This window comes from Frigoribacterium sp. MCBA15_019 (assembly GCF_001864945.1).
GTDB lineage: Bacteria > Actinomycetota > Actinomycetes > Actinomycetales > Microbacteriaceae > Frigoribacterium.
Map to the genome: position 1 here is coordinate 144724 of NZ_MJGS01000017.1, position 24527 is coordinate 169250.

Genomic DNA, 24527 nt, shown 5'->3' on the forward strand with positions numbered 1-24527 from the left:
CGACCGGACAGCCGCCGGTCACGAGGTCACGAGGTCCGCGAACACGATCAGGTTGTCGACGTAGTGGCCGGTGGACCGGTCGAACGTGCCGTCGCAGGTGATGAGCCGCAGCCCGGGCGTCGGAGTCGCGCCGTAGACGTCGCTGGTCGGGAACGTCGCCTTCGGGGTGCGCTCGCTGCCGGTGACGCGGAAGGTCTCGACCGAGCCGGTGGACAGCGTGACCTGCACCTCGTCGCCGGGCACGAGCTTCGCCAGGTCGACGAAGACCGCCGGGCCGGAGCCCGAGTCGACGTGCCCGGCGATGACGGCCGGTCCGACCGCTCCGGGGACGACACCGTCCTGGTACCAGCCGGCCGACTGCCACTCCTTCGGAGGGTCGAGCTCGCCCTGCGCCCCGAGCCCGAGGTCCTCGAGGCCGGAGTCGACGCCGATCGACGGGATCTGCACGCGGACGGGCGTGGCGTCCGCCGGCGGTGCGGTGTACGACGGTGCCGCCGGGTCCTGGAAGGCACCGGCCGACCCGCTGGCAGGGTCCGGCGTCGAGGTGGCCGACGGCGAGGCCGCGGCCGGGGTGCCCGTGTCGTCGGGCCGGTCGGCGACGGCGGCCGCGGTCACCCCGCCGGCGACGAGCACCAGGGCGGCACCGACGGCGAGGGCGGCGGCGCGATGGCCGGCCACGAAGGTCGCGAGGCTCATCCGGCCACCGCCAGGGGCGAGCACGCGCCGAGGCTCGTGCCCTCGAGCTGCAGGGCGGCCAGCGCCGCCCAGGCGGTGCCGTAGTACGTCGGGGTCGACTGCGACAGGGCGTCGGCGGTGCGCAGGTCGGCGGCGGCCCGGTCGTGCTGGCCGTCGCCGGCCTCGGCCGCCGCGCGGGCGGCGTAGGCGAGCGGACTCTGGTCCGAGCCCAGGGACTGCCCGCCGAGGTCGAGCTGCATCGGCAGCTCGTCGTACCGCTGCAGCACGGAGGCCATCGAGGCGGCGAGGGCCACGTCGTCCGGCTGGCACGACTCGGCGTAACGCAGGGCCAACCGTCCCGCGTCGTAGCTGTACTGCACGGTGCCCGACGAGCCGTCGGCGCTCGGCAGCGGCACGGTCGTGCCGTCCTGCCGCACCTGGGCCCAGTCGCTCGGCAGGGCCGTCGACGAGAGGATGTTCGTGGTCACGGCACGCGAGCCGGCCTCGAGCTCGGCCCACCGGGGGTCGCCGCTCGCGGCGCCGAGCTGCGCGAAGGTGGCGGGCGAGGCGTACGAGGGGTTGTACGACCACGGGCCGGGGCCCATCGCCCACGGGCCGGGCAGCAGGATGCGGCCGACGTCGGTCGAGACCGTCATCTCGTCGAGCACGTCGGTGCCGAGGTCGACACCCGCGGTGGTGAGCTCGGGCCGGTCGAAGGTCGAGCCGGCGAGCACGAGGGCCCGGGCCGCGTCGACGTCGGCGTCACTGGCGGGCATGTCGTCGACCACCGCGCCGTCCTTCCACTGCCAGGCGAGCAGTCCGTCGGGACGGACGAGCTCGTCCTCCGTCCAGCGCCAGATGGCGTCGAACCGCTTCTCGTCGCCCACGGCGACCGCGACGAGCAGCCCGTAGGCCTGCCCTTCGCTGACGGTGTCGTCGCCCTGGTCGCGCCGGACGACGCGGCCGTCGTCGTCGACGTAGTCCGCCAGGAAATCCTCGCCGATCTCGGTGGCGGTCCGGGGTTGCGGGGTCGCGGTGCCCGCGCCGGGGGTGCCGGTCGCGTCCGCACCGCCGCCTGCCTGGTCCGTCGACGGGCCGCCCGGCCCTCCGACGACGAGGGAGGCGATGCCGGCCGTGACGGCGAGCGCCACCACGACGGCCGCTGCGAGCAGCGCCTTCGTCTTCTTCGTCATGTCGTTCTCTTCTCCTGCCCGATGGTGCCGGGCGTCGGTCGTGCGGTGGGGCGGGGAGCCGAGGAGGCGCGGTGCGGTGTGTCGCCCACCGCGCCTCCTCGTCCTGCCGGGCCGTGCTCGTCGTGCCGGGTCGTGCGGGTCGTCAGACCCCGAACCAGCCGAGGACGGTGGCCCAGAGGCTCTTCGCCTCGCTCTTCTGCGGGTGCTCGGCGAGGTAGCCGCCACCCGTCTGGACGCCGCCGACGGGCGCCTGGGGAGTGGCCGCGCTGTCGACGACGGGCACGACGGTCAGGCCGCCGGTCGAGTTGTCGAGCACGAACAGGGTGTTGGTGCTGCCGGCCGTGAGGTCGACGTCGCTCGTGCCGGTGACCTTCTGACCCGTGAGGTCGAGGGTCCACGGGCCGGCCGCGACCTGGGCGTAGCCGCTCGCGCTGCCGAAGGGCGCCTTCTCGGCGATGGTGGTGCCCGTGCTGGTCGCGACGGTGACGGTCTTGCTCACGTTCGCGGCCTGCACGAGACGGACCTTGGCCTGGCCGTCGGCGGGCGGCGTCAGGTCGTCCTTGAAGACCTGCGTCTTGAGGTCGTCGTTCGGGCCGTACGCGACGGCCGTGATCGGCTGGTCGCTCGCCACCGTCACGTTGGCCGTGATGACGGGCTTCGCGCTGGCGGGAGCATCGGCTGCGGTCATCGCGACCACGTAGGTGCCGGCGGCCAGCGCCTGGTACGGGCTGACCTGACCGTAGGTGACGTCGTCGAGGTCCATGACGACCTGGCCGCCCTTGAGCGAGGTGAGGGTGACGTCGACGGCCTTCGTGTCGGGCGAGAGGTGGCCGACGCGCACCCAGCCGTCGCCGTCGGCGGCGTGGGCGGGCGACGTCCCCACGAGGGCGCCGGCGAGGGCGACCCCGGTGGCGGCGGTGAGGGCGAGCACCGTCGCGAGACGGCGGCGCCGGGTCGGGACGGCGGTGAGGGCGGCGGAGGCGCCGGTGGTGCGTGAGAGGGAAGCCACGGAGGCTGGTCCTTTCCGGTCGGGTGCCCCACCCGGGACGGGTGGGACGCGGTGAGGAGGTGCCGGTGCCCGCCCGAGGACGGGCACCGGCGTGGCGATCAGTTCGAGAGGACGCCGGTCGGGGCGACGGCCGAGAAGGTGACGCGCAGTCCGTCACCCGAGGGGACGGCGGACTCGGGGACGTAGACGCTGCCCAGGCCCTCGAGCGTCGCCTGCAGCTCGTCGACGGACTGGCCGCCCTGCGGAGTGATGTCGATCTGCCGGAACAGGGCGTCCTGCTCGCCCGGCAGGGCCTCGGGATCGGCGACCGAGATCGGCCCCTGGGCGGCGAGCTGACCGAGCACGATGATCGCGCGGGGGTCGATCCGACCGTCCGAGAGCGCCGTCGACAGGGTCGACGAGATCTGCAGGTTCGGGTTCTGGGCGAGTTCGGCACCGGCCTGCGCGCGGGCCGACGCGGCGTCGTCCGCCTCGGTCTGCGCCTGGGCGGCGCCCTGGCTGTCGATCTGCCGGACGTTGACCTGCTGGTCGCCGTCGCCGAACGAGGCGATGACGGTCGAGTTCGCGAGGGCCTCGCGGATCTCGGGCGAGGTGGGCCCCGAGGTGCGGACCGACTCGGTCTCGAACAGGTAGTCCGAGTCGCGCCAACCGTTCGGCGACTGCGCCTGGACGGCGCCGTCGGTGTCGATCTTGTAGAACCAGATCACGTTGTCGCGGGCGAAGCCGGCCTTGACCAGGTCGACCCACACGGCGTCGTCCACCAGCAGGCGGCTGTCCTTCGGCACGTTCGTCTCGACCCAGCTCTCGGCGTTGCGCATGGGCGCGTCGAGGTCGCTGTCCAGGAAGCCGCGCAACTGCACGGCCCAGAGGGGGACGATCGCGACGACGGCCGCGAGGGTCAGGGCGAGCCAGGCGACCGAGCCCGTGCGGGTGGCCGCGGTCGAGAGCGCGCCGGCACGGCGGGCACGGAACGCCTTGACGGCGTGGTCGGTGACGGCCGCGACGAGCAGCGCCGCGAACGGCAGCAGCATGATCACGTAGGGCACCGGCAGGTAGCCGCCGGGGCGGAACATGAACGCGATCAGGAAGACCATCATCACGCCGAGCGGACGCACCTTCTTGATGAAGACCGCCACGATCGAGGCGAGCGTGCCGAGCACGATGAGCACCTGGTCGAGCTGCCACCACTGCGACACGGTGGCGAAGAACAGGCTGCCGGTGTCGAAGACCGAGCCGCTGGCCTCGCGGGTCGCGAGCTGGAACTGGATGCCCTCGAGCAGGCTCACCCGGCCGGCACCGGGCAGCAGTTCGCCCTTCACCGCGGCGAGCGCGACGTAGCCGAGGCCGACGAGCACGAGCAGGCTGCCCGCGATCGACAGCGTGTACCGACGGGTCGACTTGTCGGCCCCCCGCCACATCATCCAGGCCAGGAAGGGCAGCGCCAGCAGGTAGGTCTCCTTCGAGAGCACCGCGATGCCGAACGACAGCGAGGCCGCGGCGAAGCCGGCGAGCTGGTACCGCTTGCTCAGGGCGAAGACGAACGCGGCGAGCAGCCACGGGGTGGCGACGTTGTCGAGGTAGACCGTGCGGTGGAACTGCAGGGCCAGCGGCGACACGGCGAACACGAGACCGGCCACGGCGGCCGCGGGACGGCTGAGGCCGAGCTTGCGTCCGAGCAGCCAGACGAGCGCGACCGAGGCGACCGTGAAGAACAGCATCGCCTCACGGGCGGCGAGCACCGCGACGTCGTAGCGCGAGAAGGCACCGGTCAGGGCCGTGTAGGCCGAGATCTGCAGCCAGCCGACGGGCGGGTGGTCGTACCAGTAGGTGTAGTGGGTGATCTCGCCGAGATTCTGGATCGCCCAGGCCTGGGCGGCGTAGGTGCCCTCGTCGTCGATGCGCTGAGGCGAGCCGTCCATGTTGAACGCCATGACGACGGCGGCGACCGCGAGGACGGGCAGCAGCCAGGCGAGGCTCGCGCCGTGCCGACGCAACCACGACGCGGGCTCGGAGCGTCGCGGGTCCTTGGTGGGGACCACGGGGGTGCCCGGGCCGTTCGACACGGTGGTGTCGGCCGCGCGGGGGCGGTTCAGCGTGCTGGTCATCGGTCACCTCCGGTCATGGCCATGGCGGGCTCCTGCTGGGAGGCGCGGGGCGCCTCCTCGGGGGTCGTCGCGACCTCGTCGCGGTGCGCTCCGGTGTGCTCGGTCTTCTCCCACGCGTTGAGGCCCTTCAGCTGGCGGAAGACCGCCCGGACCGCAGCCAGCGCGAGGAAGATCTGGTAGGGCAGCAGACCCCAGACGAGACGGAAGTAGTCCCGGGCCCGGACCTTCTGGCCGTAGACCCGCCCGAACTCGCGCAGTCCGGTGAACTCGACGGCCAGCAGCACGAGCGTCGGCGCCAGGGGCACGAACGACACGAGCGCGATGGCGGTCGGCACCTTGGTGGTCAGGATCAGGATGATCGAGACCGGGATCAGCAGACCGGTGGCGGCCTGGATGAACGGCATGGTCAGCAGGTAGCGGGCCATGAGGCGCTGGCGCAGGCGGGGCAGCTTCTTCCACTCGCCCTTGCCGTAGACCTGCATGAAGCCCTGGTTCCAGCGGGTGCGCTGCTTGAGCAACGAGACGAAGGTGCCGGGGGTCTCCTCGCGGGTGACGACCTCGGGGCTGTAGGCCACGACGACCTTGGCGCCGGCGCTCGAGAGGCGGACACCGAGCTCGCAGTCCTCGGCGAGGCACTCGGCATCCCAGCCCTCGGACCAGTCGAGCCAGTCCTTGCGCACGAAGACGGTGTTGCCGCCGAGCGGGATGAACTTCTCCTTGGCGTGGAAGTGCAGGCGCGACCGGAACCAGAAGTAGTACTCGAGCACGTTGCGGAGGCTCCACCAGCTGCTCTGGAAGTTCATCAGCTGGACGCCGCCCTGCACCACGTCGGCGTCGGTCTCGGTGAACCGCGAGTCGACGAGCGTCAAGAGGCGGGGGTGCACCTCGTCCTCGGCGTCGAACACGCCGACGATCTCGCCGCGCGACGACTGCAGCGCCAGGTTCAGCGCCTTGGGCTTGTTCTTCGGCACGCTCGAGTCGACGACCACGCGGATCAGCTCGGGGTGACGGGCGGCGGCCTCGCGGGCGACCCGCTCGGTGCCGGGGTCGTCGTGGCCGACGATGGCGATGATCTCGAAGTCGGGGTGGTCCTGCTGGGCGAGACGGTCGAGGGTCTGGCCCATGACCTCCTCCTCGTGCCGGCCGGGCACGAGGAGGGTGAACGAGTGGGCGGCGTCGAGCGGGTTCTCGCTGAACTGGCTGTCGTCGAGGTTGTCCTTCGACCGCCAGGCGTGCAGCATCCACCAGAGGGTCGACACGGCGACGGCGGTCAGCAGGATCGTCACGACGATCAGGGACGAGTAGCCGATCCATTCGAGGGGCGACCAGTCGGGCAACTGGAAGCCGATCGTCGACTCGGCCGCACCGGTCGAGCCACGGTTCGGGACGAACCGGGACGGGTCGGCGGGGGCTTGCGGGGTGAGCAGCGGCGCGGGTTCGCCTGCTGCGAGATGTGATGTCGGGATCTGGGTCGGGTCAGTCGACACAGGATCACTCTCCAGTCAGTGGGTCGGGTGCAGGTGGGTCTGCGTGGTGTTCTGTCGGGTGGGGTCGTCGGTCGGCGGGGGGCCGGCGACGGTGGCGAGCGCGGCCGACGCGTCGGGGGTGTCGGCCGGGGTGGTGACCGCGGACGAGCCGCGGAAGACGAGGTGGCGGTAGGCCAGGTACCGGAAGGCCGTGCCGAGCACGAGGCCGACGCCGTTGGCCGCGACGTTGTCGGCGAGCTGGCTGGTGAAGCCCAGCAGGTAGTGCGAGACGAACAGGCAGGCCGAGGCGATCAGCAGGCCGCCCACGTTGACGAGGCCGAAGGTGACGGCCTCGCGGACGACGGCCTGGTTGCGGCCCTCGCGGAAGGTCAGGTAGCGGTTGCCGAGCCAGGCGACGGCCGTGGCGACGAGCACCGAGACGACCTTGGCGCCGATGGGCTTGTCGTCGAGGAGGGTGGCGCGCAACAGGTTGTACACGCCGACGTCGACGACGAAGGCGATGCCGCCCACGGCGCCGAAGGTCGCGAGTTCTCTCACCCGGGCGACGAGGCGCAGGGGTGGTGTCGGGTTCGTCGAGGGGGCACGGTCGGGGCGTGCCCCCCGGACGGGGGACTCGGTTTCGGGCATGACACCGGTTCGGGGGGCATCGCAGGATCGGTTTGGTCGGGGTACGCACATCCGGGCCAACTGCCAGAGAGCCGACATCTGCCGTTCATCCGGTGGCGGGTTCGTCGACCCCGACGGGTCGTGCGCCGCGGATCGGGTCGCTCGACGCAGACGGGCCCACGACCTCCGGCCGCGCGACGGCGAGCTCCGCCCCGACCGCCGCCACGACGGCGACGAGGGTGACCAGCCGGTCGGGCACCGAGCCCACGACCACCAGGAGGCGCTCCCGCCCCGTCGCCCGCCGCCCCTGTTCCGCGGCCGCCTCCGTCGTGCCCCCGACGTCCAGGAGCTGCGAGAGCAGCCAGGGCAGCACCGGCAACGCCGCGAGCGCGATCACGAGGGCGGGCGCGCCGACCAGGACCGTCGACACGAGCGCCGCGGCCGTCACGATCGTCACGCCGGCGTCCAGCAGCGGCTCGGTGAGCACACCGAGGGCACGGCGCCGCGCCCTCGGCCGGAGCCGACGCCAGTCCCCGTGGCCGAGCACCTGCAGGCACCCACGGATCCAAGTCGCCCGGGCACGGGCCAGGTCGCGCAGCCCACCCGGCGAACGCTCGACGGTGGTCGTCTCGGGCGAGGTCGCGATGACGACGCGGGCCCCGGCCACCGTCATGCGGACGCCGAGGTCGAGGCCCGCCGCGACACGGGTCGCATCCCAGCCGCCCGACCAGGCGAGCCAGGAGCGACGCACGAAGAGCGTGCTGTCCGACAGCGGCACGAAGCCGGCCCGTCCGTGCGAGCGGACCACCGACCGGGACCACCACCACCGGTCGACGGCCGACCGGGGCGCCCACCAGGGCGTCGCCTCGAGCGCCGGCCGACTGGCGTGCTGGACCGCGTCGGCGTCCGTTCGGGAGAGGACCGAGTCGACGAGGGCGAAGAGCCGGGGGTGTGGCCGGTCGCCCGCCGAGAAGACGCCGACCACGCCGTCACCGACCTCGGCGAGCGCGTCGACGAGCGACGAGGCGAGCGACGAGGCGAGCGCGGGCGAAGGCCCGGCGAGCGGCCCCGCCTGGACGATCTGGACACGCCCGGGGTGACGCCGTACGGCGGAGGTCGTCACGTCGAGCGCCAGGGTGTCGTCCGGATCGACGGCGACGAGGACGCGCACGTCGGGGTGCTGCTGCCGCGCCAGCAGGTCGAGGGTGACGGCCAGACCGGCCGGTCCTCGCGCCGCCACCAATGCGGTGAAGGCGTGCGCCGGGGGCAGCACGGGGCCGTCCAGGTCGCGGTGGCCGAGTTCCTCCTGCTCACGGACGAGGTGGAGCCTGTGCACGATGCGACGGATCGAGACCAGCAGGACCAGGGCGACCAGCACGGCGAGCAGCAGGAAACCGGCCCACTGCAGGCTCGACCAGTCGGCCCACGGCAGGGCGGCCGAGGCGTCCTCGACCGGGACAGAGGGCAGACCGCCGCGGTTCGGAGCGAACGGCGTGGGCGTCGCGGGCAGCGTCGGCGTGAGGACGGGGCCGGGCGCCGCGAGGGGCGGGGTGGAGGTCACGGTGGTGCTCCAGTCGGGTCGGGTCAGCGGGAGCCTCGGACGCCCGCCCCCGGGTGGGACCGCGGCGTCCGACGGATCGTGTCCCCCAGTCGGGGGACACGATCTGATGAATCGTCACTGTACGCCTTCCGAGTCGACCGCACGCGCCTTCGCTGCGCCCGCCCCGACGCGTAGCGTGGGGTCATGGAATTCAGACACCTCGGCGACAGCGGACTCAAGATCTCGGAGATCACCTACGGCAACTGGCTGACGCACGCGTCCCAGGTCGAGAACGACGTGGCGACGCAGTGCGTCCGCGCGGCCCTCGACGCCGGCATCTCGACCTTCGACACCGCCGACGCCTACGCGAACACGGCGGCCGAACAGGTCCTCGGCGACGCCCTCAAGGGCGAGCGTCGCGAGAGCCTCGAGATCTTCACCAAGGTCTACTGGCCCACCGGCCCGCGCGGGCACAACGACGTCGGCCTCAGCCGCAAGCACGTGCTCGAGTCCATCGACGGGTCGCTCCGACGCCTCGGCACGGACTACGTCGACCTCTACCAGGCCCACCGCTACGACCACGAGACCCCGCTCGAAGAGACCATGCAGGCCTTCGCGGACGTGGTCCGTGCCGGCAAGGCGCTCTACATCGGCGTCAGCGAGTGGACCGCCGAACAGATCCGCGCGGGCCACGAACTCGCCGTGAAGCACGGCGTTCAGCTGATCTCGAACCAGCCGCAGTACTCGATGCTCTGGCGCGTCATCGAGTCCGACGTCGTGCCGGCGAGCAAGCAGCACGGCCTCGGCCAGATCGTCTGGTCGCCCGTCGCCCAGGGCGTCCTGACCGGCAAGTACAAGCCGGGCGCCGAGCTGCCCGCGGGCAGCCGCGCGACCGACGACAAGGGAGGCGCGGACACGATCAAGCGCTTCCTCACCGACGAGGTGCTCACCGGCGTCGCGAAGCTCGAGCCGATCGCCGCCGACCTCGGCCTCTCGATGGCCCAGCTGGCCATCGCGTGGGTGCTGCAGAACGACAACGTGGCGTCCGCGATCATCGGGGCCTCGCGCCCCGAGCAGGTGGCCGACAACGTCAAGGCGGCGGGCGTGGCGCTGCCGGCCGACGTCATGGCCCGCATCGACGAGGCGCTCGGCGACCTCGCCGAGAAGGACCCCGGCAAGACGGTCTCGCCCGAGCGTCGCCCGGCGTGACCCCGCGGCCGGCCCGATCTCGGGCCGGCCGACACCCCCTCGACATCTTCCGGACACCCCGGGAATGTTGTCCGGCTGGATGCGCTTGCATATACTCGTACCAGCTTCGATGACACGTCATCGACCTCGACCTCACAGATTCAGGAGAACACCATGACCATCACCGCAGAGAAGATCCCCGCCGGCACCTGGAACCTCGACCCCACGCACAGCGAGGTCTCGTTCAGCGTCCGCCACCTGGCCATCAGCAAGGTCAAGGGCTCGTTCGAGTCTTTCGACGCCTCGCTCGTCACGGCCGAGGACCACACCGCCTCGAAGGTCACCGCCTCGATCGACGTGGCCTCGGTCAACACCAACCAGAAGGACCGCGACGGTCACCTGCAGACCGGCGACTTCTTCCTCGCCGAGCAGCACCCCAAGATGACCTTCGTGTCGACCAGCATCGAGGAGAAGGGCGACGACGCGTTCCTCGTGCACGGCGACCTGACCCTCCGCGGCGTCACCAAGCCCGTCACCCTGAAGAGCGAGTTCGGCGGCCTCGTCGTCGACGGCTACGGCCAGACCAAGCTCGGCTTCTCGGCCACGACCAAGATCGACCGCACCGAGTTCGGCGTCACCTGGAACGCCGCCCTCGAGGCCGGCGGCTTCACGCTCGGCAACGACGTCACCGTCACGCTCGAGATCCAGTTCACGCTCGCCGCGTAGGCAGCAGCACCCCGAAGGGCCCGCTCTCGCACGGCGAGGGCGGGCCCTTCGGCGTCACCGCGCGAGCACTCGGCGCAGCACCGCGCGCTCCCCCAGCGTCCAGGCCGCACTCGTCACGAGGTAGAGCGCGGCGGCGAGCGGCGCGAACGCCGCGAAGAGCACGCTGACGAACGGCAACCAGCGCAGCACGCCCGCCGTGCCGAGGAGCGCCTCCTGCCCGGGCCCCGCCGTCGCAACGGTCGCCGGCCCGGTGAAGCGCAGCGTGGCGCGCCGGCTCAGCTCGACGACGATCGCGAGCAGCACGAGCAGCACCAGGTACGGCCAGACCGCCGCGAGCCCCGTCCCGAGCGTGACGAAGAGGTTCGCCCCGAGCGCCGCACCGCCGAGGGTGTGCGTCAACAGGGTGTTGGCGTGACCGGCGATCTCGGAGTGCGCGAACAGCGAGTAGACGGCCGTGAGCACGGGGGCCTGCGCGAGCGTCGGCAGGCAGCCGGCCAGCGGGGACACCTTCTCGGAGGCGTAGAGCGCCATGAGCGCCTTGCTCCGGGCCTCGGGGTCGGTGATCCGGCGGGTGAGGTCGGCGATCGCCGGCGCGAGTCGACGGCGGGCGATCTCGGCGCGCACCTGCGAGACGCCCACCGGCACGAGCACGAGGCGGACGAGCAGGGTGAGCAGCACGACGCCGACGGCGGCGGCCGACGCCCCGGCCACGGGTTCGACGAGCACGCCGAGGGTGGTGACGAGCGACTGCAGACCGCCGAGGACGACGGCGATCGGGGGAAAGGTGGACAGGTCCATGAGGACTCCTCGGTCAGAGAGACGGTGGGTGTCTTCTGGCCGCCGGGGGCGTCGGATCGACGCGGATGTCGGATCGACGAAGGCTCGGGTGCGCTCAGGCGGCCGGGACGGCCCGCCCGGGAGCCCGGGACCGCACGTGACCGCGCGCGTCGGGATCGCGTCGCCAGACGAGGAGGCGCGTGCCGGCTTCTTCACGGAGCGTCGCCTCGGGCACCGCACCGGCCAGCCCGCAGAGCGTGAGCACGACACGGGCGACGCCGAGCGCGACCACCGCGGTGGCGGCGCCGAGCAGGCCGACGAGCACGACCGCGGACAGCGGCGCCCCGCCGGACGAGAGCACGGCCTCGACGAACGCCGCGAGGGGCGCCAGCATCGAGAGGCCGAGGGTCATGCGCCCAACCTACCCCGCGCCTCCCTGCCGCGACAGGGTCGGAGACCGCCGAACGGACACGGCGAGCGCACTAGCCTCAGGAACAACCTGGCGACGTCCGCGGTTGACGCCGAGAGCCACCGCCCCACCCCGAGAGGACTCCCGATGACCGTCGACTGGATCACCCTGCAGAAGACCGCCCACGACGAGTTCGCCCGCCGCGTCGAGGCCGTGTCCGACTGGGACGCCCCGACGCCCGACACCGAGTGGAAGGTGCGCGACCTCGTGCGGCACGTGACGCGCGAGCAGCAGTGGGTGCCGCTGCTGCTCGAGGGCGGCGACCCCGCCGAGGCCGAGAACTCGATCGAGCCGCTCGGCGACGACCTCGTCGAGGCCTGGCACCGGTGGTCGAGTGCGGCCACCGCCGCCTGGAGCGAGGCCGACCCCCACGCCGAGGTGCGGCTGAGCGCCGACGTCGTGCCCGTGCACGAGTACCTCGCCGAGCAGGTCGCCGACGTCACGATCCACACCTGGGACCTCGCCCGCGCCGTGGGCACCGACGAAGAACTCGACGACGCGCTGGTCGAGGCCGTCTGGGGCGTGTTCGCGCCGCAGAAGGACGCGCTCGAGGCCTCCGGCCTGTTCGCCTCGCCCGTCCCGGTCGACGACGACGCCCCGCTGCGCATCCGCCTGCTCGCCCTCACCGGGCGCGACGCCCGCTGAGGCGGCGCGGGCCCACCGTCCCGGCGCGAGCCCCACGGGGGCGTCCCCGGCGACGCGGCCCGCGCCTCCCGGGGGTTCATCACCCGACCCTGCCAAGGTGGTGGCATGACCGCCCCGATCGATCGCCCGTGGCTGCACAGCTACGCCCCCGACGTCCCCGCCGACATCGAGCCCGTGACGGGCAGCCTCGTCGACCTCATCGACGACGCCGTGTCGACGTACCGGCAGAAGCCGGCCCTCGAGTTCTTCGGTCGTGAGACCAGCTACCGCGACCTGGGCGACCAGGTCGCGCGCGCGGCCGAGGGCCTCAGGAGGCTCGGCGTGGGTCGCGGCGACCGGGTCGCCTTGATCCTGCCGAACAGCCCGCAGCACGTGGTGGCGTTCTACGCCGTGCTGCGCCTGGGCGCCGTCGTGGTCGAGCACAACCCGCTCTACACCGACCGCGAGCTGCGGCACCTCTTCGAGGACCACGGCGCCACGATCGCCATCGCGTGGGACAAGCTGGTCGACCGGCTGCGCTCCCTGCCCGCCGACATCGGCTTCTCGACCGTCGTCTCGGTCGACGTGACGAAGGGCATGCCGTTCGGCACGCGCCTCGCCCTCAAGCTGCCGGTGCCCGCGGCGAAGAAGAGTCGCGCGGCCCTGACCGACGGAGCCGAGGGCGACGTCACCTGGCAGGGCCTGCTGGCGAACCGTCCGCTGCGCAAGAAGCACCCGCGCCCCGACGTCGACGACATCGCCCTGCTGCAGTACACGAGCGGCACCACGGGGTCGCCGAAGGGCGCGATCCTGACACACCGCAACCTGCGCAGCAACGCCGCGCAGGGCCGCGCCTGGGTGCCCGGCCTGGTCGACGGTGACGAGACCGTCTACGGCGTGCTTCCGTTCTTCCACGCCTACGGCCTCACGCTCTGCCTCACCTTCGCGATGAGCATCGGGGCACGCCTCGTCCTCTTCCCGAAGTTCGACGTCGACCTCGTGCTCAAGGCCGCGAAGAAGCACCCGCCGACCTTCCTGCCGGCCGTGCCCCCGATCTACCAGCGCCTGGCCGACGCGGCCCGCGAGCGTGGCGTCGACCTGTCGTCGGCGCGGTTCGCCATCTCGGGCGCGATGAACCTGCCGACCGCGGTCGTCCAGGCCTGGGAGGGCGTCACGGGCGGCATGCTCGTCGAGGGCTTCGGCCTGACCGAGACCTCTCCCGTCGCCCTGGGCAACCCGATCGGCCCGACCCGCCGCGTCGGCACCGTCGGCGTGCCGTTCCCGTCGACCGAGGCGATGGTCGTCGACCGCGACGACCCCGACCCGAGCCGCCCGGTCGTCGCCGGGGCCGCGGGTGAACTGCTGCTGCGCGGACCGCAGGTCTTCCGCGGTTACTGGAACCGCCCCGACGAGACCGCCGAGGCGTTCCTCGAGGGCGGCTGGTTCCGCACCGGCGACATCGTCACGATGAGCGCGGACGGCTACGTCACGATCGTCGACCGCATCAAGGAGCTCATCGTCACGGGTGGTTTCAACGTCGCCCCCTCCGAGGTCGAGGAGGCCGTGCGGAACGCCCCCGGCGTGGCCGAGGTCGCCGTGGTCGGCCTGCCCCGCTCGGGCGGCGGCGAGGACGTCGTCGCGGCCGTCGTGCTCGAGCCGGGCGCCTCCTTCGACGCCGAGGCCATCCGTGACGCCTCACGCGGCCAACTGGCCGCCTACAAGGTGCCCCGTCGGGTCGTGCAGCTCGACGAGTTGCCGAAGTCGCTGATCGGCAAGGTGCTGCGTCGCGAGGTGCGCGACCGGCTCATCGCCGCGGGCTGAGCCCCGGGGCGGGTCCTGCCGCTGGCCCGGTCGGCGGGCCCGGCCGGCGGGGTCAGAGCCGCTGCCACCGGTCGATCGGCCAGCTGATCACGAAGGCCCGTCCGATCACGTCGTCCACGGGCACGAAGCCCGCGTAGGGCCCGGTCTGGTGGGCGCGCGAGTCGGCCGAGCGGTCGCGGTTGTCGCCGAGCACCCAGAGGGCACCCTCGGGCACGGTCACGTCGAAGTCGGTGGCCGAGGCCCGGGGGCCGCCGTCGGCGAGCACGAGGTACGGCTCGTCGAGGGGCCGGCCGTTCACGAGCACGTGACCGTCCGCGTCGCAGCAGCTGACGTGGTCGCCCGGCAGCCCGATGACGCGCTTGACGAGGTCCTGCCCGGCGTCGTCGCCGTAGCCGAGCCACCCGCCCGGGTCCTCGAACACGACGATGTCGCCGCGGTGCAGTGGCATCACGCTCGGAGCGAGCTCGTTGACGATGATGCGGTCGCCGATCATCAGGGTCTGCTCCATCGACCCCGACGGGATCGAGAAGCTGCGCACGAGGAAGGTGCGGACGCCCCACGACAGCAACAGCCCGACCAGCACGATGGCCAGCAGCTCGAGCAGCCACCGTCCCGTCGAACCCCACCGAGCCGAGGAGGCGCGGGTCGCCTCGCCCTCGTCGGTCGCGTCGGCGAGGGGGCTGGTGTCGGTCACCGGCTCATCCTGCCAGCGGCCGCCCGGCCCCGCCCTCCCCGGTCAGGGGGCCGCCGGGTCGCGGCCCCACGGCGCCGGGCCACGCGTCAGGCGGCCGTCCACCCGATGCGGTCGAGCCGCGCGAGGGCGTGCTCCTCGGCGACGGGTCGCTTGCCGAGGACTCCCCCGACACCGGCGAGCATGGCCTGGGCCGGCGCCCGGGTGGGCAGGTCGATCGGCCCGACGTGCGGCGCGCGCAGCCCGAGCAGCTCACGGAAGCGCGGCTGCAGCGTGCCCACCGCGCCGTTGAAGAGCACGGGGTAGCCGACCTTGAGCGCGGGGAAGAGGGGCGGGTGCTTGATGAACTTCACGACGTCGTCGGTCCGGGCCGTGCGTTCGAGCACGCCTCGGCGGTCGAAGTCCAAGAGCTGCTGCTGCATCTCGGCGACGCTGCGCGGCGGGTTCGGCACGCCCATCAGCTCGCCGGCCGTCGCCCACTCGCGGACGTAGGCGTCGGGCCCACCCGGGATCGGCTCACGGCCCCACTCGAGGTAGGCGGCGAGGAACGAGTCGGCGAAGGCCATGTGCACCCAGCTGAGCAGTTCGGGGTCGTTGGCGGCGTAGTCGTGGCTCACGCCGTTCCGGTCGTCGTACGTGCCGACGACCTTCGTGTGGAGGCGTGACACCCAGTTCGACGCGTGGGTGGCGGCCTCGCGGCTGCCGTACGAGACGGTGTAGATCCAGCGGATCGTGCCGGCCAGGCGACCGAGCGGGTCCTCACGGAAGCGCGAGTGGTCGTGCACGCCGGCGAGCGCTCCCGGGTGCAGCGCCTGGACGAGCAGGGCCCGCACGCCGGCCGGGATGGTCGACATGGCACCGTGGACGGCCCACACCGCCGAGCCCGGCAGGAAGAACCCCTCGTCGTCGCCCTTCTCGAGGTCGGTGACCCACTCGGGCGTGCCCGTGTACTGCCCGTTGAAGGTGTACTGCAGGCGGGCGCGGAGCGGTTCGGTCAGAGCGGGCATGCCTCGATCATGCGCCGCGGTAGCTGGACGCTCGCGGCGGACGCCGGGCGCGAGACCCCGCGGACGCACGCCGCGCCTCCTGCGTCCCGGGGCGGGGGCAGGAGGCGCGGCGTGCGTGTCGGGGCGGGTGTCAGTTCCCGTGCGCCTCGACCGAGACGGGCTGCCAGTCGTTCCACGTCTTCAGACGCGACTCGTAGTCCTTCGTGGCGATCTCGAGCGGTGCCTTGCCGAAGAAGATGCGCAGCGGCGGCTCGTCGGCGTCGACGACCTTGAGGATCGCCGCGCGCGTGGCGGTGGGGTCACCGGGGTCGGCGGCCGAGGGACGCTTCGACGCGGCCTCGCGCACCTCGGCGTAGGCCTCCAGCTCGTCGCTGCGCGAGGCGGACGGGCCGGACCAGTCGGTCGAGAAGCCGCCGGGCTCGACGAGGGTGACCTTGATGCCGAAGCCCGCGACCTCCTGGGCCAGCGACTGGCTGAAGCCCTCGAGGCCCCACTTCGAGGCGTGGTAGATGCCGACGGTCGGGAAGGCACTGATGCCGCCGATGCTCGACACCTGGACGATGTGGCCCGAGCCCTGCTCGCGCATGATCGGCAGCGCGGCCTGCGACACCCAGAGGGCACCGAACAGGTTCGTCTCGAGCTGGGCGCGGGCCTCGTCCTCGGTGATCTCCTCGATCATGCCGAAGTGTCCGAAGCCGGCGTTGTTCACGACGACGTCCAGGCGACCGAAGTGCTCGGCGGCCTGCCGGACCGCGGCGACGTCGGCCGCACGGTCGTTCACGTCGAGCTGGATGGGCAGGAAGGAGTCGCCGTACGCGTCCACCAGGGGCGTGACGTCGTCGATCTTCCGTACGGTGCCCGCGACCTGGTCGCCGCGTTCGAGGGCCGCCTCGGCCCACTCGCGGCCGAAGCCCTTGGATGCACCGGTGATGAACCAGACCTTGCTCACGATGTGTCGTTCCTCTCTCCGTGAATTCGAGGACCATGCTGCGCCGCGCCTCCTCGTCCACGGTCAGGTTGCCAGGCGGCGTCGAGCCGACGGGGTACGCCCGGCGGTCGATAGAGTGGCCCGGTGACCACCGACAGCGCTCGTCCCTGGCTCGACTCCTACGCACCCGGCGTGCCGCACGACCTCGAACCGGTCGACGGCTCGCTGCTCGACCTGGTCGAGGCCTCCGCCGCGCGGTACCCGAGGGCGGTGGCGCTCGAGTTCTTCGGGGCGACGACCACCTACTCCGAGCTCGTCGACCAGATCTCGCGGGCGGCCGAGGGGCTGCGCAAGCTCGGCGTCGGGCACGGCGACACGGTCGCGATCGTGCTGCCGAACGGTCCGCAACACGTCGTCGCGTTCTACGCGGTGCTGCGCCTCGGGGCGATCGTCGTCGAGCACAACCCGCTCTACACGCCGCGCGAGCTGCGTCACCAGTTCGAGGACCACGGTGCGAAGGTCGCCATCGCCTGGAACAAGGTGGTCGACACGATCCAGGCCTTCCCCGACGACGTCGCCGTCGAGCACCTCGTCTCGGTCGACGTCACCCGGGCGATGCCGTTCGCCACGCGGGCCGCCCTGGCCCTGCCGATCAAGAAGGCCCGCGAGTCCCGCGAGCGGCTGACGACGACCGTGTCGGGCACCACCCCGTGGGAGAAGATCGTCGGCTCGTCGCGCATCAAGGCGAAGCACCCGCGACCGACCACCGACGACCTCGCGGTCATCCAGTACACGAGCGGCACCACGGGCACGCCCAAGGGCGCCCAGCTGACGCACCACAACCTGCTGTCGAACGCCGCACAGGCCCAGGCCTGGGTGCCGACGATCGAGCGCGGCACCTGCGTCGTCTACGCCGTGCTGCCGATGTTCCACGCCTACGGCCTCACGCTCTGCCTCACCTTCGCCATGAGCATGGGCGCCCGCCTCGTCCTCTTCCCGGCGTTCGACCCGGCACTGGTGCTCAAGGTGATGAAGAAGCACCCGCCGACCTTCCTGCCCGCCGTGCCGCCGATCTACGCGCGCCTGCAGAAAGCCGCTCTCGATGCCGGCGTCTCGCTGAAGGGCGTCGACGTCGCGATCTCGGGCGCCATGCCCCTCTCGGCCGACGTCGTCGAGCCGTGGGAGGCCGAGTCCGGCGGCTGGCTGGTCGAGGGCTACGGGCTGTCCGAGTGCTCGCCCGTGCTCATGGCCAACCCGGTCGGGCCGACGCGTCGCGCGGGCACGGTCGGTCTGCCCCTGCCGGGCACCGAGGTGCGGGTCGTCGACCCCGAGAACCCCACGGTCGACGTGCCGGCCGGCGAACGCGGCGAGCTGATCGTCCGCGGCCCGCAGGTGTTCAGCGGGTACTACCGCAAGCCGAAAGAATCGGGCGAGGTCTTCGTCGACGGCGACTGGTTCCGCACCGGCGACATCGTAACCATCGACGACGACGGCTTCGTCCGCGTCGTCGACCGCATCAAAGAGCTGATCATCACCGGCGGGTTCAACGTCTCGCCGTCCGAGGTCGAAGAGGTGCTGACCCGGTTCGAGGGCGTGGCCGAGGCGGCCGTCGTCGGCCTGCCGACCCCCGGCGGCGAGCAGGTGGCCGCCGCGATCGTCACCAAGCCGGGTGCCCACGTCGACGTCGCGGCCCTGCGCTCGTTCGCCCGCAAGCACCTCACGCCCTACAAGGTGCCGCGACGCATCGTCGTCGTCGACGACCTGCCGCGGTCGCTGATCGGCAAGGTGCTGCGGCGCAAGGTGCGCGACTCGCTCGCCGAGCGCTGAGACCGTACCCGCGCCTCCTCGTCCGGACGACGGTCAGGAGGCGCGGGTCGCTCGCCTGCGACGCGGTCGGTCCGGGAGGCGCGGGTCAGCTGGGCGAGACGCGGTCGTTCACGCGTCCCTCGGCCAGCCAGGCGAGACGCTGCAGTGCCTCTTTGTTGCGCCAGTGCAGCGGAGGGTCCATCAGGGGTTTCGGCACCAGGCGGCCGGGGCCGGCGACGGCGTACTCGGTCATCGTGACGAAGCAGCCGCCCATGCGGTTGCGGACGTCGATCTCGACCCGGGCCTCGCCCATCGGCCAGCCCTTGGCGTGGAACACGGCGCGGACCGGAGGGTCCCACTCGAGGATCGTCGTCACGTCGTCGATGACCAGCGGCCAGACGCCGAACGAATGGTGGATGGTGGCCTCGACGCTCGGCCAGGTCAGGTCGACCTCGCGGATGCGCGCCGACCCGACGACCCAGCTCGGGAAGAGCCACCCGTCGCTCAGCACGTCGAAGACGTCGTGGGGCGAGGCCTCGATGAAGCGGTGCGTGGTGCTCATCCGTCGATCCTGGCATGATCCCCGCGAGCCGCGCACCCCGTTGACGCGCCCTTTCGGGCGTGGATCAGATCGGGCGTCGGGTGTCGGCCCGATCTCGGGTGGGCCCGGTCAGGCGTCCAGGCCGAGGTAGGGCAGGCGGTCGATGCCGAACTCGTGCTTCAGCGCACTGCGGGCGGCGTATGCCCCGCCGAGACCGTGGACGGACGGTCCGGGTGGCGTCGACGACGAGCAGAGGTAGAGGCCGGGGGTCGGCGTGCGCCACGGCTCGGTCGACAGGGTCGGTCGTGCCGCGAGCTGCCAGACGCTCGGCGCCCCGGAGGCGATGTCGCCCCCGATGTAGTTCGGGTCGTGCCGCTCGAGCTCGACGGCCGTGCGGCTGTGCGTCGCGAGGATCGTGTCACGGAAGCCCGGGGCGAAGCGTTCGATGCCCTCGATGACGGTCTCGGTCTGGTCGACGGTCGAGCCGCGGGGAACGTGCGTGTAGGCCCAGAGCGACTGCTGCCCCTCGGGCGCGCGGGTGCCGTCGACGACACCGGCCTGGGCGACCAGCACGTAGGGCGTGCGGGCGTGTCGGCCGGACGCGACGTCGTGCTCGCCCGAGGCGATCTCGGCCCGCGTCCCCCCGAGGTGCAGGGTCGGGCTGCGCCGGGCCTCCTCGTTCGCCCAGGGCACGGGGCCCGACAGGGCGAAGTCGACCTTGGCCGCCGCGTTGCCGTACCGGAAGCGACGGAGGGCGCGCTCGTACCGGTCGGGCAGACGGCTGCCCGCGATGTCGGCGAGGGCGCGCGCGCTCGTGTCGAAGATCGTCGCCCGCGCCGTGGGCAGCTCGTCGATCGACGTGACGTCCACGCCCGTCGTGATCGTGCCCCCGTGGGCCCGGACGTCGTCGGCCATGGCGTCGACGATCGACTGGCTGCCGCCGGTCGGCACGGGCCAGCCCCGCGCGTGCGCGTGGACGGCCAGGACGAGCCCGGCGGCCGAGGTCGAGAGACTGGGCATCGGACGGATGGCGTGGGCCATCACGCCGGCGAGCATCGACGGGGCCTCGTCGCCCGTGAAGCCGGCGTTCCACCACGGGCCGCTCTGTGAGAGGGCGGCCAGACCGAAGCGGGCCAGGGTCACCGGGTCGTCCGGCACCCGGACGAGCTCGCGCATCGTGAACTTCGACATGCGGGGTTCGCGCTCCACGAGTCCTCGCAGCAGACGCGTCCAGGCGGCCCCGTCGCTGCCCAGACCCTCGGCCGTCCGGTCGAGGTCGCGGTACGCGATGCCGGCCCGACCGCCGTCGAGCGGGTGCGCGTACGAGATCTCGGGCACCGTCAACTCGATGCGGCGGTCGAGCTGGAAGCGTTGGAAGAACCCCGAGGCGAGGGCCATGGGGTGCACGGCCGAGCAGATGTCGTGTCGGAACCCCGGCAGGGTGGCTTCTTGGGTCCGGGCACCTCCGCCGATGGTGTCCGCGCGTTCGACGACCTCGACGCGCAGGCCCGCCCGGGCGAGCACGACGGCTGCCGAGAGCCCGTTCGGGCCCGCGCCGACGACGACGGCGTCGACCTCAGGCGCGGCGCTCATGCCCGACGCCCCCGGGTCACCCGGCCCACGACGGCAGCGGTGGCGGCCGCGGAGGCACCGAGTGCGGCGCCGACGGTCAGGGCGCGGTGACGGGTGTACCAGACCTGCGGGCTCGTGCTGCGGGCACGGTCGCTGAAGATGCCCCGGGCACCCTGGTCGCCGGCCGTGGGCTCGTAGAGGTTGTCCGGCAGCATGGGTTCGGTCTTGTCGGGCGCCTGCTGGCCCGAGTACCCGCTCTTGGCCAGGTAGACGTCGAGGAAGTTCGCCACGAAGCGGTTGCCGAGGACCGTCATGACGGTCGGCTCGCCGAGCCAGGTGCGGCGTCGCGGCTTGTCGGCGACGTCGGCGATGGCCCGGGCCCCGACCTCGGGCTCGAAGATCGGCGGCACCGGTTGGGGGTGCTCGGGCAGCGTCGACCGCACCCAGTTGAACTGGATCGTGTTGAGCGCCGGCATGTCGACCGTGCTGATGCGCACCGAGCTCTTGTTGTGGATCAGCTCGGTGGTGACCGACTCGGTGAACCCCTGCACGGCGTGCTTCGCGCCGCAGTACGACGCCTGCAGCGGGATGCCGCGGTGCGCGAGGGCCGACCCGACCTGGATCACGTGACCACGGTCGCGGGGCACCATGCGCGACAGCGCCGCTCGGGTGCCGTTGACGAAGCCGAAGTAGTTGACGGCCGTCGCCCGCTCGAAGTCGTCGGGATCGGTCTCGAGAAACTCGCCGAACACGCCGACCATGGCGTCGTTGACCCACAGGTCGATGGGGCCGAGCTCGGCCTCGACCCGGTCGGCGGCCGACTCGACCTGGGCCCGATCGGCCACGTCGGTGGAGATGCCCAGCGCCCGACGCCCCGCGGCCTCGACGTCGCGGACGGCGCCGTCCAGTCCGTCCTGGCCTCGGGCGAGCACCGCGACGTCCCACCCGCGCGCGGCGAGCTCTCGGACGGTGGCCCGGCCGAGGCCGGCGGACCCTCCGGTGACGACGGCGACTCTGGTGCTGGTCATGGTGCTCCCTGGGGCCTGACGGCGGGTGGTGGGCGGACCCCCGACGGTAGTCCGCGTCGAGGGGTCCGTCCCGGGTGACGCCCAGGTGTCAGATGTCGAAGCCGCCGCCGAAGTCGCCTCCACCGAAGTCACCGAAGCCGCCGCCGAAGTCGCCACCCCCGTCGGCACCGAAGTCCCCGCCGCCGTCGCTCGCCGTCTCGGTGCCGGCGTCGGCACCGCCGTCCGCTCCCCCGTCGCCCTCGGTGCCCTGGTCGGCGCCGGAGTCGTCGCCCGCGCCTCCGTCGGCCGTCGCGCCCGCGTCGGAGAGGAACGCGCTCATCAGGGTCGACCCGATCACGTAGCCGGCCACCGTGCCGAGGATCGAGCCGCCGATGATCGAGCCCATGCCGGGACCCTGACGCACGGGCTGGCCGTTCCGGCCGACCTGCTGCTGGCCGGGAGCGCCGCCGCCGAGCGTGCGCTCGAGGGTGCCGGGCCGACGCAGCTCGGAGCGGGTCGCCGCCTGGGCCAGCGAGCCGGCGTCGTCGCCGCGAGGTGCCTCGCCGGGGCTCGACTCGGCCGTCAGCTGGTCGAAGACGAGGCGCCGCTGCTCGGGGCTGAGCTTCGCGAACGCCTCGGCGTGGACCTGCTCGATCGTCTCGGGCGGGGCGGTCTTGAGCAGGTAGCGGTACCGCTCAACGGCGATCTCGTCCTCGCTGCGGGCCGGCCCACCGCCGGGGCCGGCGGACTGGACCGGCGGCTGCTGGCCGTACCCCTGCTGGCCGTACCCCGGCTGGCCGTACCCCGGCTGGCCGTACCCCGGCTGGTCGTATCCCTGCTGCGGGGCGGCAGGCTGCTCGTAGCTCTGCTGGCCGTACCGGTAGCCCTGCGGGGCGGAGGGCTGCTGCGGCTGGCCCTGCTGCGGCTCGCGGCCGAGGAGGCGGTCGAGGAATCCCATGGTGGTGTCCTGTCGGATCGTGTGCTCGGTGCCGCACGCGGAGCGCGACGTCGGTCTGCCCACCACGGTACGGATCGACCCGGCCTGTCGCCTGGACGGCGACGGAACGTCAGCCGCGAACGTCCTGATCGACGGCGTCACGCGAGGCGTCGTCGACACCGGCCCGACGACGGCGCACCGACCGGACGACGAGGAACACCACGACGCCCGCGATGGCCGCGTACACGACGTAGTCGAGGTACTTCGCGTACTGGTCGATGAGCTCGTACTGGGTGCCGAGGGCGGCGCCCAGGCCGATCAGCAGGCCGTTCCAGAGGCCGCTGCCCACGATGGTGAAGATCGAGAAGACCAGCAGGGGCATGCGCTCGGCCCCCGCGGGCAGCGAGATGAGGCTGCGCACGCCCGGGATGAACCGGCCGAAGAACACCGCCGACCGCCCGTGACGCTCGAACCAGCCGGCCGCCTGCTCGAAGTCGTGCCGGTCGACGAGCGGCAGCTTGGCCAGCCACCGGATGCTGCGGTCGAGGCCGAGACCGGCCCCGAGCCCGTACAGCACGAGGGCGCCCAGGTAGGCGCCGAGGGTGCTCAGCGCGATCAACAGCACGATGTTCATCGACCCGGCGCCGGCGAGGAACCCGGCCAGCGGCAGGATGATCTCGCTCGGGATCGGCGGGAACACCGTCTCGACGAAGGTCAGCAGGGCGACGCCCCACTCGCCGAGGGCGTCGATGACGCGGGCGGCGAACCCGACGAGGCCGTCGAGGTCGGCGACGACGTCCCGACTCGAGGACGAGGAGGCGCGGAGGACGAGGGCGGTCGAGGTCATGGGTCCCAGGTGGTCGGTCGGGCGCTCGGGGGCGCAGCGGATCGGCAGCCCCGAGTATGGCGGGGCAGCCTGCACGTCCGCCCACAACGCCGTCACCAGGTCGACTGTCGGGGAACACCTGATCGCAAGGTACATTGACCTGTGTCGGACTCGTTGCCGACGCCGGACACACTCACGAAACAGGACCCCCATGGGATCGCTCATCTACGGCACCTCGGGCATCGAGGTCGAGTTCGAGGACCGCGTGCTCGAACACCTCCAGATCGTCATCGCGACCAAGCTGCGCCGACGCGAGTCGTTCTTCTTCTCATGGCGTGACACGCAGAAGGTCGGCGACGGCCGCAGCAGCATCTGGCTGGACGCCGGCATCCCCCTCTACTTCAAGTACTCGGGCGGTCGCGTGCCGTCGATCAACCGCGACTGGCTCACCGAGTTGACGGCCTCGTCGAACAGCTCGTCCGGTCTCGTGCTCACCGACGAACCCAGCCTCGACAACAGCGTCAAGCGGCGGAGCTGACCCGCGCCGGGTGCCGCCGCGGGCTCAGCTCCGGCTGCCGCGCACCCGTCGCACGAGGGCGAGCACGGCCCGCCAGCCCACGAGGAACACACCGAGCACCACGATCGTCACGACCACGAAGCTGAGCTGCACGCCCTGCCCGGCGACCACCCGCAGCAGCACCCCGATCACGGCGGTCGAGACCCAGACGACCGCGCCCGACCGGACGGCCGACAACGGCCAGCGGACCCCCGCCACGCTCACCCAGCCGACGACCGCGCCGACGACGAACGGCCAGAGGGTGCCGAGCAGCCCGGGCAGGTCGAGCCCCTCGGCGTGACTGCGACGCCCGATCACGACGAAGGCCAGGACGGCGACGAGGTCGACGACGATCGGCCACCTGGCCCGGCCGGCGTCCCGTCGCCGGGTCGTCGTGGTCGCGGTCGGGGTGGGGCGAGTCATCTCGGGGTCCTTT

The 24527-nt window shown here is 72.4% G+C and carries 24 protein-coding genes; 6 read left to right on the forward strand and 18 right to left on the reverse strand.

The features are described 5' to 3' along the window. Nucleotides 1-18 precede the first annotated feature (18 nt). The 7 genes from BIV04_RS12850 to BIV04_RS12880 all read right to left on the reverse strand — a co-directional run bounded on the left by BIV04_RS12850 (nt 19) and on the right by BIV04_RS12880 (nt 8636). On the reverse strand, nt 19-696 hold the full coding sequence (locus BIV04_RS12850; protein ID WP_143048709.1) for a class F sortase: 678 nt from the start codon (nt 694-696) through the stop codon (nt 19-21). Next, the gene (locus BIV04_RS12855; RefSeq protein WP_071256696.1) at nt 693-1868 is read right to left on the reverse strand and encodes a glycosyl hydrolase family 8; all 1176 of its coding nucleotides are present in this window, start codon (nt 1866-1868) and stop codon (nt 693-695) included. The genes BIV04_RS12850 and BIV04_RS12855 overlap by 4 nt, the downstream gene beginning before the upstream one ends. Nucleotides 1869-2010: 142 nt before the next feature. Then, nucleotides 2011-2877, reverse strand: coding sequence for a DUF4397 domain-containing protein (locus BIV04_RS12860; protein WP_071256697.1), 867 nt, complete (start codon nt 2875-2877; stop codon nt 2011-2013). Nucleotides 2878-2975: 98 nt separating this feature from the next. After that, nucleotides 2976-4982: a hypothetical protein gene (locus tag BIV04_RS12865; protein ID WP_071256699.1), complete on the reverse strand. Its 2007-nt coding sequence runs from the start codon at nt 4980-4982 to the stop codon at nt 2976-2978. Next, complete coding sequence (locus tag BIV04_RS12870) at nt 4979-6469, reverse strand: glycosyltransferase (protein WP_255364287.1); 1491 nt, start codon at nt 6467-6469, stop codon at nt 4979-4981. Before BIV04_RS12870 ends, BIV04_RS12865 begins: the two co-directional genes overlap by 4 nt. Before the next feature lie 15 nt (nt 6470-6484). Then, nucleotides 6485-7096, reverse strand: a complete 612-nt coding sequence (locus BIV04_RS12875; RefSeq protein ID WP_071256700.1) for a GtrA family protein — start codon at nt 7094-7096, stop codon at nt 6485-6487. An 85-nt stretch (nt 7097-7181) separates the two neighbouring features. Next, nucleotides 7182-8636: a glycosyltransferase gene (locus BIV04_RS12880; RefSeq protein WP_071256701.1), complete on the reverse strand. Its 1455-nt coding sequence runs from the start codon at nt 8634-8636 to the stop codon at nt 7182-7184. Nucleotides 8637-8819: 183 nt separating this feature from the next. Here BIV04_RS12880 and BIV04_RS12885 point away from each other — a divergent pair, with 183 nt between their 5' ends. Together BIV04_RS12885 and BIV04_RS12890 are read left to right on the forward strand one after the other, a co-directional pair. Then, a complete protein-coding gene (locus BIV04_RS12885) occupies nt 8820-9824 on the forward strand; it encodes an aldo/keto reductase family protein (RefSeq protein WP_071256702.1) in 1005 nt (334 codons plus the stop codon). Nucleotides 9825-9977: 153 nt separating this feature from the next. Then, nucleotides 9978-10529 (forward strand): YceI family protein, encoded by a 552-nt coding sequence (locus BIV04_RS12890; RefSeq protein WP_071256704.1) that lies wholly within the window; start codon nt 9978-9980, stop codon nt 10527-10529. A 54-nt stretch (nt 10530-10583) separates the two neighbouring features. Here the strand turns inward: BIV04_RS12890 and yidC are convergent, their stop codons facing one another. Both yidC and BIV04_RS12900 read right to left on the reverse strand, forming a co-directional pair. Continuing rightward, a complete protein-coding gene (gene yidC, locus BIV04_RS12895; RefSeq protein WP_071256705.1) occupies nt 10584-11327 on the reverse strand; it encodes a membrane protein insertase YidC in 744 nt (247 codons plus the stop codon). A 94-nt stretch (nt 11328-11421) separates the two neighbouring features. Continuing rightward, nucleotides 11422-11718, reverse strand: coding sequence for a DUF6412 domain-containing protein (locus tag BIV04_RS12900; RefSeq protein WP_071256707.1), 297 nt, complete (start codon nt 11716-11718; stop codon nt 11422-11424). Between the two features lie 144 nt (nt 11719-11862). Between BIV04_RS12900 and BIV04_RS12905 the strand changes: the two genes are divergently transcribed. Both BIV04_RS12905 and BIV04_RS12910 read left to right on the forward strand, forming a co-directional pair. Continuing rightward, a complete protein-coding gene (locus tag BIV04_RS12905) occupies nt 11863-12420 on the forward strand; it encodes a TIGR03086 family metal-binding protein (protein WP_071256709.1) in 558 nt (185 codons plus the stop codon). Between the two features lie 105 nt (nt 12421-12525). Next, nucleotides 12526-14220 carry a long-chain-fatty-acid--CoA ligase gene (locus BIV04_RS12910; RefSeq protein ID WP_071256710.1) on the forward strand — a complete coding sequence of 565 codons (1695 nt, stop codon included), beginning with the start codon at nt 12526-12528 and terminating at the stop codon, nt 14218-14220. Nucleotides 14221-14272: 52 nt separating this feature from the next. On the opposite strand, the gene lepB is transcribed toward BIV04_RS12910, so the two are convergent. The 3 genes from lepB to BIV04_RS12925 all read right to left on the reverse strand — a co-directional run bounded on the left by lepB (nt 14273) and on the right by BIV04_RS12925 (nt 16867). After that, a complete protein-coding gene (gene lepB / locus BIV04_RS12915) occupies nt 14273-14914 on the reverse strand; it encodes a signal peptidase I (RefSeq protein ID WP_071256711.1) in 642 nt (213 codons plus the stop codon). 86 nt (nt 14915-15000) lie between these two features. Next, complete coding sequence (locus BIV04_RS12920; RefSeq protein WP_071256712.1) at nt 15001-15918, reverse strand: oxygenase MpaB family protein; 918 nt, start codon at nt 15916-15918, stop codon at nt 15001-15003. 130 nt (nt 15919-16048) lie between these two features. Beyond that, entirely contained in the window at nt 16049-16867 is an 819-nt protein-coding gene (locus BIV04_RS12925; RefSeq protein WP_218141855.1) for an SDR family oxidoreductase, read from the reverse strand. Between the two features lie 123 nt (nt 16868-16990). Between BIV04_RS12925 and BIV04_RS12930 the strand changes: the two genes are divergently transcribed. Further along, nucleotides 16991-18673 (forward strand): long-chain-fatty-acid--CoA ligase, encoded by a 1683-nt coding sequence (locus BIV04_RS12930; RefSeq protein ID WP_071256714.1) that lies wholly within the window; start codon nt 16991-16993, stop codon nt 18671-18673. 85 nt (nt 18674-18758) lie between these two features. On the opposite strand, the gene BIV04_RS12935 is transcribed toward BIV04_RS12930, so the two are convergent. The 5 genes from BIV04_RS12935 to BIV04_RS12955 form a co-directional block, all read right to left on the reverse strand. Continuing rightward, on the reverse strand, nt 18759-19214 hold the full coding sequence (locus tag BIV04_RS12935) for an SRPBCC family protein (protein ID WP_071256715.1): 456 nt from the start codon (nt 19212-19214) through the stop codon (nt 18759-18761). A gap of 108 nt (nt 19215-19322) precedes the next feature. After that, a complete protein-coding gene (locus BIV04_RS12940) occupies nt 19323-20786 on the reverse strand; it encodes an NAD(P)/FAD-dependent oxidoreductase (RefSeq protein ID WP_071256716.1) in 1464 nt (487 codons plus the stop codon). After that, nucleotides 20783-21793, reverse strand: a complete 1011-nt coding sequence (locus BIV04_RS12945) for an SDR family oxidoreductase (RefSeq protein ID WP_071256717.1) — start codon at nt 21791-21793, stop codon at nt 20783-20785. The genes BIV04_RS12940 and BIV04_RS12945 overlap by 4 nt, the downstream gene beginning before the upstream one ends. An 88-nt stretch (nt 21794-21881) precedes the next feature. After that, on the reverse strand, nt 21882-22730 hold the full coding sequence (locus tag BIV04_RS12950) for a hypothetical protein (protein ID WP_071256862.1): 849 nt from the start codon (nt 22728-22730) through the stop codon (nt 21882-21884). 109 nt (nt 22731-22839) lie between these two features. Beyond that, on the reverse strand, nt 22840-23556 hold the full coding sequence (locus BIV04_RS12955; protein ID WP_071256718.1) for a DedA family protein: 717 nt from the start codon (nt 23554-23556) through the stop codon (nt 22840-22842). Between the two features lie 190 nt (nt 23557-23746). Here BIV04_RS12955 and BIV04_RS12960 point away from each other — a divergent pair, with 190 nt between their 5' ends. Beyond that, the gene (locus BIV04_RS12960) at nt 23747-24073 is read left to right on the forward strand and encodes a hypothetical protein (protein ID WP_054147332.1); all 327 of its coding nucleotides are present in this window, start codon (nt 23747-23749) and stop codon (nt 24071-24073) included. 24 nt (nt 24074-24097) lie between these two features. Here the strand turns inward: BIV04_RS12960 and BIV04_RS12965 are convergent, their stop codons facing one another. Then, a complete protein-coding gene (locus BIV04_RS12965; RefSeq protein WP_071256719.1) occupies nt 24098-24514 on the reverse strand; it encodes a DUF3054 domain-containing protein in 417 nt (138 codons plus the stop codon). Nucleotides 24515-24527 lie beyond the last annotated feature (13 nt).